This is a genomic window from Bartonella sp. AA56HLJMS, from assembly GCF_042197145.1.
Lineage (GTDB): Bacteria > Pseudomonadota > Alphaproteobacteria > Rhizobiales > Rhizobiaceae > Bartonella.
In genome coordinates this window covers 25583-38171 of sequence record NZ_JBHIRL010000015.1, presented here as the reverse complement: position 1 = coordinate 38171, position 12589 = coordinate 25583, and the positions used below count along the sequence as shown (strand labels likewise).

Here is a 12589-nt window from a genome sequence, read left to right as displayed (position 1 = left end):
TGAAGCCCAGGAAAAGCACTCCATACAACATTATTATAACGAGATGCCGGTGAACCATTATAGTAAATCTCTGAAAGTTTCCCCTCAACGACAACAAATTTGAGCGTCTTGCTGTTTTTGATATCTTGATCAGGAATGTAAAAACGCGCCGTCACATAGCCTTGATCCAAATAAACTTTGGTTAACTTCTTGATCAATATTTGGATATCAGAAAGCCCAATACATCTTCCAACATAAGGCTCTGTTACGGCTGATATAGAGCGCTTTTTGACATGATGCACTCCCTCAACAACAACAGCATGAATGGGAAAACATTGCTTCCCACCCAAAAGCATTTCTGGATTTTGCTCTGAAGGCGTCTTGATCCTTTTAGGCGTTAAAGCGCGTAATTTCTCAATTCTTTCTAATTGCTGCTTCTCAGATTGTTGGCGAGAAAAATTATCTGTTGGGGAATGAAAAATAGCTGAGGAGCGCGCATAAACATTTACACCTGTAAACAAGCCAAAGAAAACAACAATGGCACGAAAAATTCTCAAAAGAGAACTTTGGCGTAAAAATACATAAAACAATACAGATTGCCCCCGCTTTGCATTATTCATGAAGCACTCTTTAAAAGAACTTCATGGAACCGCTAATAAATCCACTCAAAACAGCCACTGCCCTATGACGCTTTTAACAAAAGCACATGCCTCTGTTACCAAAGAAAAGTGACACTAAAAAAACCACTTTATTTTAACTGCTGAAGATCTCTCCCCCACATTTATATAAAGAAACCTCTAAACAAAACTGTTTAGCCCGTCAATGGTTAATACATCAATATCCCCATAAATATAAAGGATAAATTTGCTCAACCATATCCCCTTGCATTCATAGAGTGAACCTTCAAAACCTATCTATAAAATGCGTGGTAAAATGCTTATTCTGATATCTTAAAGCACATATCAAATTTGTCTTTTTTCCATAAAACGAACAGCAAATTTCACTATTTTGCTGATTTTACCTCATGTCATGGGCTGTGGATAAGCAGCATTTAATAAAATTTCTTTTTAAGCAGGTTGTGGGTCTTTAGCACCCTTTTTTTATTTTATTATTGCTATTTGTTTTAAATAGATCTAGCAGATTCTATTTAAAGTTTTTTGACACCGATAGATCAACGCTTATAAAGCGGTGGGGTTTTATTATAAATGCTTCAATCTCATAACAAACCACTGACATTACGCTCTCTGTTACAATCCTACCGTGATCATACAGAAAGTGCGCGCGATAGAGGAACTTCTTTTGAAAAGTTTGTAATTGCTTATTTGACGCAAGACCCTCTGCAATGCCAAGAATATGAAAAGGTTCAAACCTATTGTGAATGGGCAAAAGAGCATGGAGAAGATGGGCGTGATATCGGCATTGATCTGGTTGCTAAAATTCGTGATGAAGAAGGATATGCCGCTATTCAATGTAAGTTTTATAGTGCAAATCATCAAATCAAGAAGGAAGATATTGATAGCTTTATTGCTGCCTCGGGAAAAAAGATCTTCACACGCCGTATTCTGGTTGATAGCACCGAAGGTAATTGGAGTAACAATGCCGATCTCACCTGTGAAGGACAAGGAGTCCGCATTCAACGGATTAATCTTTTTGATCTGGAAAACAGTCAAATAGATTGGTCAACCTTTGAAAGCAAAGGGGAAGCTACTCTTAAGAAAAAAGAACCGAAAAAGCTTTTAGATCATCAACAAGAAGCGCTTAAAGCTGTTTGTGACGGTTTACAAGAAGCAGACCGCGGCAAGCTGATTATGGCGTGTGGAACGGGAAAGACCTTTACCAGTCTGAAGATAGCAGAAGCTCTTGCTGGTCAAGGTAAACGTGTTTTATTTCTTGTCCCCTCTCTTTCTTTAATGTCACAAACAATAAGAGAATGGACAGCAGATACAGCAATACCCTTGCGTTCCTTTGCGGTGTGTTCTGATACACAAGTTGGCAAGCGTCGTAAAGCCCAAGATGATGCTGCCGAACTCGATGTCTCGGATCTCGCTCTACCAGCAACAACAGATTCTCAAAAGCTTGGAGAAAAAGCCAATAAGACTTCTCCTGATACAATGACAGTGGTCTTTGCTACCTACCATTCGATCCAAGTGATTTCGGATGCGCAAAAGAAATATGCTTTACCGGAATTTGATCTGATCATTTGTGATGAAGCACACCGTACCACTGGAGCTGTGTTAGGAACAGACAAGAGTGAATCTGAGTTTATCAAGGTTCATAATAATAGCCTTATTCGGGGAAAGAAACGTCTGTATATGACAGCAACACCTCGTATCTTTAGTGATAATGCCAAAAAACAAGCTAATGAGATTGATGCCGTTCTGGCTTCTATGGATGATGAAGAGCTTTATGGCAAAATCCTTTATTCTTATAGTTTCTCCCATGCTGTAAAAAATGGACTTTTAACGCCTTACAAGATTATCGTTTTAGGTGTTGATGAAGGAGAAGTGAGTAAATCTATCCAGCATCTGATGACAGATGAGAATTATGAACTTATTCTTGATGATAGAACAAAGATCATGGGTTGTTATCAAGCTCTTACCAAAATGGATCTGAAAATTGATCTTGGAGATGATACAAGACCCATGCATCGGGCTTTGGCTTTTTGTAGAGATATTAAAACTTCTGAACGCATTCGTGACACATTCAATGATGAAGAAGTTAAGAAAGATTTACGTGATCTTCATGAAAACCATAAAAATATTCCCCCTCTTAACTGTCAAGTAGATCATATTAATGGAAAATCTGGTGCCAAAAACCGTACGATAAAACTTGATTGGTTGAAAGAAGATGCGGGTGAGAATGTCTGCCGTATATTAACCAATGTACGCTGCCTTTCAGAAGGTGTTGATGTTCCTTCCCTTGATGCGGTTATGTTTTTACACCCGCGTAAAAGCCAAGTGGATGTGATACAGGCGGTAGGACGTGTGATGCGTCGTGCAAAAGGCAAAAAGATGGGCTATATCATTTTGCCGGTTGGTGTTCCTGCTGGTGTTTCACCAGAAGAGGCATTAAAAAACAATAAGAGATACAGTGTTGTCTGGCAAGTTCTCAATGCTTTGCTTGCCCATGATGAGAATTTTAGTAAAACCCTTAACCAGATGGTCTTAGGGCAAGACGTAAGCTCTATCATCGACATTGTTACAGTTTCTAAAAAGACCGAATTAGAGAATGTCACCACGGTTATTGACGAAATCACGCTCCACGAAAAATCGGAACAATCCGGACTTCGTATTGGGACACAAGCTCATGAACCGCACCAAACATATGAAGGACAAGGAAGATTGCCCTTTTTTGTTGAGTTTCCCAATGCTCTCAAAACACTGATTGTTAAAAAATCTACTATGAGTGATTATTGGGGCATTTGGGCTGGCAATGTTGCTGAGATTGCACAAAACCATATCACACGCCTTCAAACTATGCTTTCTGATCAAACAAGCGAAGCTTATCATGCCTTTGATGCGTTTTATAAAGAATTAAAAAACAACTTAAACAGTGAGATAAAGCAAGAAGAAGCGATTGAGATGTTAGCGCAACATCTTGTAACGCGTCCCGTGTTTGAAGCTTTGTTTGAGGGCAATGAATTTGTGCAAAACAATGCCATTTCGCAAGCAATGGAAAAAATCTTAACAGAACTCGATAAAACCAATATTGAGGAAGAATCCAAAGAATTACAAGAGTTTTATGACAGCGTAAAGTTCCGTGCCTCTGGCATTACCGAACCACAGGCAAGACAAAATCTTATTATCAAACTTTACGAAGATTTTTTTACCAAAGCTTTTAAGAAGACAACGGATAGGCTTGGCATTGTTTATACCCCCGTTGAGGTTGTCGATTTTATCATTCATTCTGTTGATGATGTGTTGCGTAATGAGTTTGGAAAAAGCTTGGGGTCACGGGGTGTCTCCATTCTCGACCCTTTTACGGGAACTGGAACCTTTATTACACGGCTTTTACAATCAGATCTCATCAAACCAGAGGATATGGAATATAAGTTCCGTCATGATATCCATGCCAATGAGATTGTTCTCTTAGCTTATTACATAGCAGCCATTAACATTGAATCGACTTATCATAGTTTGAAGAAAGGAGAGTATATCCCTTTCAAGCATATTGGTCTGGCTGATACGTTTCAGATGCTTAAAGAAAAAGACCTTATGGAAGGTATACTAAAAGAAAACAGTGAATATTTAGAACTTCAAAAGAAACTGAATGTTGAAGTTATCTTCGGCAATCCTCCTTATTCAACAAAGCAAAAAAACGAAAATGATAATGCAAAAAACACACCCTATCCGATTTTAGATAAACGTATTAGTGAAACTTATGCTGCTCATTCAAAAGCAACCAATATGCAAGCAATTTATGATAGCTATATTCGTGCTATTCGCTGGGCAAGTGACCGTATTGATAATGCTGGGATAATCGGATTTGTCACAAATGCCGGTTTTATTAATGGAAGTTCTACGGACAGTCTACGAAAGTGCCTCGTTGAGGAATTTAGCAGCCTTTATATTTTCCATTTACGGGGTAATCAACGAACTTCTGGAGAACTTTCTCGAAAAGAAGGTGGTAAAATTTTTGGTTCTGGATCTCGAGCCCCTATAGCGATTTCCGTTCTCGTAAAAAATCCAAATGCACAACAGCGTGGTAAGATATATTTTCGTGATATTGGAGACTATCTCACGAGGCAAGAAAAGCTTACAATGATTGAATCCCTTGGAAGCATTGATGGTATTACACGGAGTAAACAAGGTTGGCAAATAATTACACCGGATAAGCATGGGGATTGGATAAAGCAACGTGATGACAGTTTTAAAAAATTTTTAGCTATAGGTGTTAAAAAAGGACATGATAAAAAGCTCTTTAAAATTTATTCCTGTGGTCTAAAAACAAACCGTGATGCTTGGGCATATAACTCAAGCTATAAGATTTTAGAAAATAATATGCATAATATGATTACTTTCTATAATAGCGAAGTAGAACGTTTTAATGATGCCTATCCACATGCTGATCATAAAATACGTGCAAATGCTGTAAACAATTTCATCAATGCAGATGAGAGCAAGATTAGCTGGAGCCATAATGTTAAACAAGAATTGGTAAGAGGAAAAATTCTTAAATTCGAAGATGCATGCCTCATGCAAAGTTTATATCGCCCTTTTACACGACAGTGGCTTTATTATAATCGTACTTTCAATGAGAGAGTTTACCAAACGCCGCGTATATTCCCAATGGAGAAAGCGGTTGAAAATAAAATCATACAAGTTACAGGCATAGGAGTAATGGGAGGCTTTTCTGTGCTTATGACTACGGCTCTGCCCGATGTTCAGGTGATAGAAAATGGACAATGCTTTCCACGCTATATTTATGAAGATAGTACGGTCCCAAAAAGTAAAAGAGAGAAACAATCCCATTTATTTACGGATTCTACAGAAGAAAGTAAAACAGTTGGTTTACAGAGGCGTGATGCCATTACGGATGAAGGATTAGCACATTTTAAAGCTGCTTATCCGAATGAAACTATCACGAAAGATGATTTATTCTATTATGTTTACGGTCTACTTCATTCGGAAGATTATCGCTCTCGTTATGCTGATAACCTCTCTAAAGAACTGCCTCGTATCCCGTGTGTAAAGAGTGCTGATGACTTTTGGAAGTTCGTAACAGCAGGGCGTGAACTCGGTCATTTGCACGTGAATTATGAAACTGTAGAGCCTTATCCAGTGACCTTTAAAAAGGGTAATCCAAAAGTTACAGAGATCTCTAATCCCGAAAAATTCTATTACGTGACTGAAATGAAATTTTCTGGGAATAGTAAGGAAAAGGATAAATCGACTGTTTTTTATAATAGCAATATCATCATGACAGATATTCCTCTTGAAGCTTATGAGTATATCGTTAATGGTAAACCCGCTCTTGAATGGGTTATGGAGCGTCAATGTGTAAAGACTGATAAAAAGAGTGGTATTGTGAATGATGCCAATCGCTATGCTGTTGAAACCGTTGGCAACCCTGCCTACCCTCTAGAGTTATTTCAAAGGGTTATTACCGTAAGTTTAGAAACAATGAAGATTGTTAAGAACTTACCAAAATTAGAAATAAGAAAAACTGAATAAGCTTATTAAAGCATGCTCACATAATGAGAGTGATAACCTTACAAGGGGTATAAGGTCTTATAACCATAATCTATACCTCTTTTGTTAAGTTGATTAGATACAATCCTAATATGCGTTATTCTAAAAATAAGGCTTTGTACTTTTAAACACTGTACTTTGGATTGCTTTAAGGCTTATAAGAAATCCCATCTTAAAGTGAATTAGATTTTTTACATTGCCTTTAAAAGATTATACCGTAATCTAAAATGATAGCTTTATTAACATCGACCTTGTGGCTAAAATTCGTGATTATGCTGCTATTTTCCTAACTCTACTTTGGGACTATAAGCCCCTCTTTGGCTAGTTTTTCAACAGTTGTTTCAGCAACGCTTACTATGAGATTAGAAAATGATGCAAAAGCATTTCCATCGCTATAGCCTTTTGCTAGCCATATGGTTTCTTTGTTTTTTGTATGGTGAATAAGATAAACACTAACACTTATGGCGGGCTTACTAATATTATATCCACCGGTCACATAACCTGGTGTCGTCTCAGTTTTTATGGTAGCAAAGTTTCCAAATCCCGAAATAGTACTTGTAGAGGTTCCCGGATGATATGTTGGCGGGATATACGTCTGTGATATAGCACGATTATCAACGCTAACTATTAGGAGTGCATCTGCGCCTTTATTTGTTATAATTTCCTCTTTCTCGTTATAGGAATAATTACGAGTTAGAGGGAAAAGTTCTAATCCTCTCAATATCTGTACATTGTATTTAACGAGGGATTTCTCAAAGGTGTCTTCAAGTTCTTTTTGCTCAGAAATAGACATGCCAACACCTCCTATGACCACCTTTTTCGTTTGAAATCGTCCCTTGTAGTTTGGATCAACAATTCCGTTCAAATGTGTTATAGGACCACAAGCTGTGAGTATTAACAAACAAAGTAAAATAAAAAACTTCATCATCATAAACCTTTGATTAATGCAAAAGTCTAATAATGTATTTATAATTCAAATTAAAGATACGATTTGAACTTTTAAATAATTTTTTTAGATTGTTTTGCAAAATTTAAGAAATCCACTCTTAAAGTGAATTAGATTTTTTTACATTGCCTTTAAGAGATTATACCGTAATCTAAAATGAGTGCTTTATTGTTATCAAAAGCTTTGTTTAAAGAGAGTTATGTATATTCATTTTGCTTATAGGTTTTGAAGGTGTAAAAACCGTCACCCCCCCCTCAAAACGTATATTATTAGTTGAATTTATAGGTTGTATTATCAATATGGGTTGTTTTTTAAAGGTCTGTAAAATCTTAACATATTGAAAAATAACGTTTTTACTTTTTATCGTTTTTTTACATAATAGCAGCAACCCTCAAAACTCAAAACCCCTTCAAAACTCATAACCATAATGATTTTGATAGCATTTCATATGAGTTACAAGCTATCTTTTGAAAGGCTTTACAGGATCATACGCTTTTCATAAGACATGTTTTAATCACTCACTAAAATAATCTATTTTGTCAGTTCAATTTACTGACACATAACTGACAAATATATATTGTTAGTTGAATTTATGGGTTACTATTTAAAAGGTTGTATCATTAAAATAATAACATATTGAAATATATTGATTTTAATTTTCTCTCATTTAAAAAAAATAATGGTGGTTTAACATTGCAATTTGAAAATAAAACCACCATACAAAGAAATTTACTTCAAATTATCTGTAATCCTTTTACAGAGGAATTCATAGAAGTTACTTGCATAATATTGTGGATCTTTGGGTGGAAAATCAAAATAGAGTGCACATTCTCCATTCTGGAATTGAGAATAATCGAAGAAAAATGTCTCTCCAAAATCGGTTCTACTAACAATAAGTTGCTGTGGCGTTGCAAAACCATTTTTTCTATAATTTAAGTTTTTATAAACAATATCATCACTACGAACAATCTCAAAGTTTGTATCATAAACGCTACATATTTCCTCACCACAAATTTCCCCTCTTCCATAGTTTTTTAAAAAACTTTTATAGGAAGACGTAAACTGCAAACCAAGAGTTTTCTCTGCTTTTTCAATCAGTGCATCATCAACTACTTCATCTGTAGAGCCAAAATCGATACTATCGTTATATTTATCAACTAGTACTGCAACATCAGCTAAGGTATAGGTTTTCATAGATGATCCTCAAAACTTGCGTTATAAACGCTCCATATTTCCTCTATCAATTTCACCTCTTCCATAGTTTTTTCCAAAAACTCTTGTAAAAAGGTATAGGTTGCGGAGTGGGAGCGTTCTCAATCTTTTCAATTGGTTGGTCTCCATCAGGTATCTCTTCTCCCGCGCTTTCTTTAATTCTTTTACAAAGGAATTCATAAAAATTACTGGCGTAATATTCGGACTCCTCATCCGCAAACATGACATAGATTGGACATTCTCCATCCCTAAACTGCGTATAATCAAAATAAAAGGTTTCATCAAGATCATAACTCACAACGAGCTGTTCTGGTGTCACAAAACCACGTTCTCTATTGAGTAAGTTTCGGTAAACAATATCACCAGCAGGAATACCTTCCCCACAATCTCCATAAAGGCTATAAATTTCTTCACCACCAATTTCTCCTCCTCCATATTTTTTTAAAAAAACTTTGTAAGAGGATGTGAATTGTACGCCGAGAGTTTTCTCCGCCTTTTCAATCTGTAGATCATCTGTTTCATTCTCTTCATCATCTTCACTACCCAAATTGATAATCTCATCATCATATTTATTCACTTTATCAATTAATACTGCAACATCAGCTAAGGTATAGGTTTTCATAGATGATCCTCAAAACTTGCGTGATAAACGCTCCATATTCCCTCTATCAACTTCACCTCTTCCATAGTTTTTTCCAAAAGCTCTTGTAAAAAGGTATAGGTTGCGGAGTGGGAGTGTTCTCAATCTTTTCAATTGGTTGATCACCATCAGGTATCTCAACTCCCACGCTTTCTTTAATTCTTTTGCAAAGGAATTCATAAAAATTACTGGCGTAATATTCGCAATCTTCAGATGGAAGCATGACATAAAGTGGGCATTCACCATCCCGAAACTGCGTATAATCAAAGTAAAAGGTTTCACCAAAATCTGTTCTGCTAACGGCAAGCTGTTCTGGTGTCACAAAACCATGTTTTCTATAATAATTTAAGTTTTGTAAAACAATGTCATCAAAAGGAATATCTTCTCCACACTCTTTATAAAGGCTATAGATTTCATAACCAGCAATGTCTCCTCCTTTATAATGTTTTAAAAAAGTTTTATAGGAAGATGTGAATTGTAAACCGAGAGCTTTCTCCGCCTTTTCAATCACGAGATCATCAACCGCATTTTCTGCAATCCCAAAACTAACAATATCACCATCATATTTATCAACTAATTCTATGACATCCGCTAAGGTATAGGTTTTCATCAATTATCCTCCATAAATTATTTTATAAGTTTCTTTTTTCTCTTTTCATCAACCGTAGAGCATTACTACCGATGCTCCTGTCCCCATCTGTCAAAATCTATCCCTATGATACTCCATTTCATATCGATTATTCCTCCTAAATTATTGTTTGTTTGTTCTCTATATCCTTTAGCGCGTTCCTTCCAATATTCCTCTCTCCACTTACCAAACTTTTTTCTCTCTATAAGCGATTGATGTGTTTTAGAAGGAGCATGAATCACGGAATTATATTTGTTATGATCTTTACTGCCAATTTCTGCTATGGGCCCCTCATGCGTTTGCTTTAGGTGATGCAACTCAACAGGCTGACCATCAAATCCTATCGGTGCTCTTCCTGTTTCCATTCTATCAATATTAGTGCCCCACATTTCTTTTTTGTTTTCCATCCAGTTAACCCTTTTATTAGGATCAAACAGGTCGTCTCTCTGATAGGCTTTGTTTGTCTGTCCAAATTTGCTATCGGTAAATTTAGTGGGTTTCTTTTTTAACCAAAGCTTTTTTTCTTTAGCAGCAAGTTTGGTCAGTTCTTTCCTCGCCGCAAATTTGTCAGGATCTCCCTGAGCTGCAAGTTCTGCAAGATTTTTCTTGGAAGCGAATTGGGCAAAATCTTTCATAGCATTGAACTTGATCACTGTCTTTTCGCCAAGCTTTATGGCTCCCTTGGCTGTTCCAGCTCCTCCCAAAAACAGCGTTGCTACTTCAGTCAATAATTTTCCAAATTCAAGACCAGCATTAAAGGAACCACCGGCACCGGCTCGCTCATATTCCTCCTCCATTTTATTAATGCGATCTACATAGGGCTGTGCAAAGGCATGCCCAAGGGTAGCCAAAACCTTACCACTGGTGAAGAAATCTTTGAGCGCTTTCAAAATCTCTTTGGAATTTTTGGCTATTTGTATCAAGTCACCAACCGTAGGAGAACTGATTATTTGCAAAAAACCATCAACCGTACCGTATACTTCAGCCGGTACACCAGCTACTATACCAGCCCCAAAGCTTATACCTTGCCCTGTACTAATCGCAGACCACTTCGCAGACACTTCTGCTTCACATAAAAGGTCAGGACACTCCTTTAATTCTTTATTCATCTGGGCTATTTGAGCACTGCTGAGGTAGTTATTTGCAGCGGCATTACCTGCGGCATCGGCACCGGCATCAACATTGCCACCGGCAAGGGCAGCGGCAACGCCCCCAGCAGCCCGTGCAACATCAATGGTGTGGTCTCTAAAGTCAGCAAACTGCGCATCAATCTTTGCGTTTATACGCGCTTCCTCTTCCGCAGTTGGGGTGCGACCGTTTAGATCCCCCATTTCCTCTTTCACAATGCCTTGCACCCACAATTGAAACTGGAGCATAGCAGTGGCTTCGCCCACAGCACCCCCCACAGCACCGGCTGTGCAAGCACCGCTCGCAACAGCGCCTTTTAAGCAGCCAAGACCGGCGTGGGCAACGATCTGTGTGACCGTGTCTATTTTGCCTTCAGCCTTGGCGGTACCGATTTCTTCCGCCAACGATTTGCCAACCGTATCAGACAGGGCGATGCGCAGATTGTTAAAAAAGTTCTTGTCAAGAGAACCACCCTCAAGAGCCGTTTGCACGCCTGTGCCAATGGCGGCTTTGATCAAGTTCTTTTCCGCCTCACGGGTGATGCGATCAACCAGAGGAGCCGTTTTGGGCAAGGATTGTCCAACACCAGCCATTTCGGTTAGTTGGCTGGTTAAGCCTGCTGTCAACATCGACGAGACAATGCTGAGAACATTCTTTGAAGAGCCAAGCTCATGCAAGGCACCGGCAATATTGCCGCGATTATTGACAAGAGCCACAGCGCTTTTGTTAATCAGCGCTTGGACACCAGCCTGTATCGCCGCATTCATGGCGGTGCTCGAGCCAAGCCCCAAAGCACCGGTAATGGCACTGGCAGCGCCCGAGGCTGCTCCACCCGTAACCGCCGTGACAGCCAATGCCACGAGAGCCGCACCGGCTTCTGTCAGCCCTTGGGCTTTATAATCCCAGTCTTTAAATTCAGCCTTAACTGCTTGCCAATCAACTTTCCTTACAAATCTTAATCAACCCAAAGTAATAGCCTGAAATAGCAGTGTGTTGTATGGAAAATTAAAAACAAAAACCGAATGAAGAAAATGCACTTGAGACTTGCATATGGCTTCACAGGTTTATTGCTGTAAAAGCTTCAAATGATGATATCTCTAATACTTTTTTCGCTTGTTCTCTTGTGGTAGCTTCCACAAGCGAAAAGATATGGACGATAACACCTCTTCTCAAGCTTATCAAACTGAACTCAAAGGTATTTCCTTATTGATTTTGAAAGAGTCCTTTAAACGCATTTTGCAGAGCAACGTAGAAAGCATGTCTAAAAAAATCATTCCAAGAGCAACAGATTTTTCTAAGTATTGTGAAGAGATTGAAAAAGATCTTCTTTCACGAGCCAAAACTCTTCATGAACTAATGACAGGAGAATTTAAAATAGATTTCTAAAAAATAGCAAAATAGTGAAAAGTGCTGATCACTTTTGGATTGGATATGCATTTAAAGAGTGATTAAAAAGTTTTTTTAATGTACAATATATTTCTAGAAGCCAAAATGGCTCTATAGTATCAAATTTATAAAGTAAATAAATCCATTAATACAAATTAAGGATTTTAGGATACACGAATTTCAAAATATTTGTTTTTTAAAACATGAGTCGCCAGCATCAGCGCAAAAAATGTTGCGGCAATTATGATTCCCTTTCGTGTACTTTTGAAATAACAGAGCTTTTCTTTAATCTTTATGAAAGGATTGCCAGTGCGATGGGCTTTTTTGAAAGGTGGATTTGGGTATCAAAATGCAAGCAAGAGTTTGGGATTATGGAGCTTTGTGTTTAAAGCTATCATCAACTATAGATAAATCATAGACGAGGTTAACTAAAATATTAAAAGCAACTGGATGCAGTAGAAGACATTGCTATTAAAAGA

General features: G+C 37.7%; 8 protein-coding genes. 2 read left to right on the top strand and 6 right to left on the bottom strand.

The window, feature by feature from the left end; translation table 11 throughout:
- The coding region (locus ACFINI_RS07860; RefSeq protein WP_375647436.1) for a POTRA domain-containing protein at nucleotides 1-599 on the bottom strand (599 nt) is incomplete at its 3' end.
- Nucleotides 600-1184: 585 nt separating this feature from the next.
- Between ACFINI_RS07860 and ACFINI_RS07855 the strand changes: the two genes are divergently transcribed.
- Nucleotides 1185-6152, top strand: a complete 4968-nt coding sequence (locus ACFINI_RS07855; RefSeq protein ID WP_375647432.1) for a DEAD/DEAH box helicase — start codon at nucleotides 1185-1187, stop codon at nucleotides 6150-6152.
- A 310-nt stretch (nucleotides 6153-6462) separates the two neighbouring features.
- Here the strand turns inward: ACFINI_RS07855 and ACFINI_RS07850 are convergent, their stop codons facing one another.
- The 5 genes from ACFINI_RS07850 to ACFINI_RS07830 all read right to left on the bottom strand — a co-directional run bounded on the left by ACFINI_RS07850 (nucleotide 6463) and on the right by ACFINI_RS07830 (nucleotide 11584).
- A complete protein-coding gene (locus tag ACFINI_RS07850; RefSeq protein WP_375647428.1) occupies nucleotides 6463-6963 on the bottom strand; it encodes a hypothetical protein in 501 nt (166 codons plus the stop codon).
- An 882-nt stretch (nucleotides 6964-7845) separates the two neighbouring features.
- Entirely contained in the window at nucleotides 7846-8310 is a 465-nt protein-coding gene (locus tag ACFINI_RS07845) for an SMI1/KNR4 family protein (RefSeq protein ID WP_375647426.1), read from the bottom strand.
- A gap of 52 nt (nucleotides 8311-8362) precedes the next feature.
- Nucleotides 8363-8950: an SMI1/KNR4 family protein gene (locus tag ACFINI_RS07840; protein WP_375647424.1), complete on the bottom strand. Its 588-nt coding sequence runs from the start codon at nucleotides 8948-8950 to the stop codon at nucleotides 8363-8365.
- A 52-nt stretch (nucleotides 8951-9002) separates the two neighbouring features.
- Nucleotides 9003-9578 (bottom strand): SMI1/KNR4 family protein, encoded by a 576-nt coding sequence (locus ACFINI_RS07835; RefSeq protein WP_375612463.1) that lies wholly within the window; start codon nucleotides 9576-9578, stop codon nucleotides 9003-9005.
- A 65-nt stretch (nucleotides 9579-9643) separates the two neighbouring features.
- Nucleotides 9644-11584, bottom strand: coding sequence for a DUF637 domain-containing protein (locus ACFINI_RS07830; RefSeq protein ID WP_375647421.1), 1941 nt, complete (start codon nucleotides 11582-11584; stop codon nucleotides 9644-9646).
- Between the two features lie 289 nt (nucleotides 11585-11873).
- Between ACFINI_RS07830 and ACFINI_RS07825 the strand changes: the two genes are divergently transcribed.
- Entirely contained in the window at nucleotides 11874-12110 is a 237-nt protein-coding gene (locus ACFINI_RS07825; protein ID WP_375612395.1) for a hypothetical protein, read from the top strand.
- The last annotated feature ends 479 nt before the right edge of the window (nucleotides 12111-12589 follow it).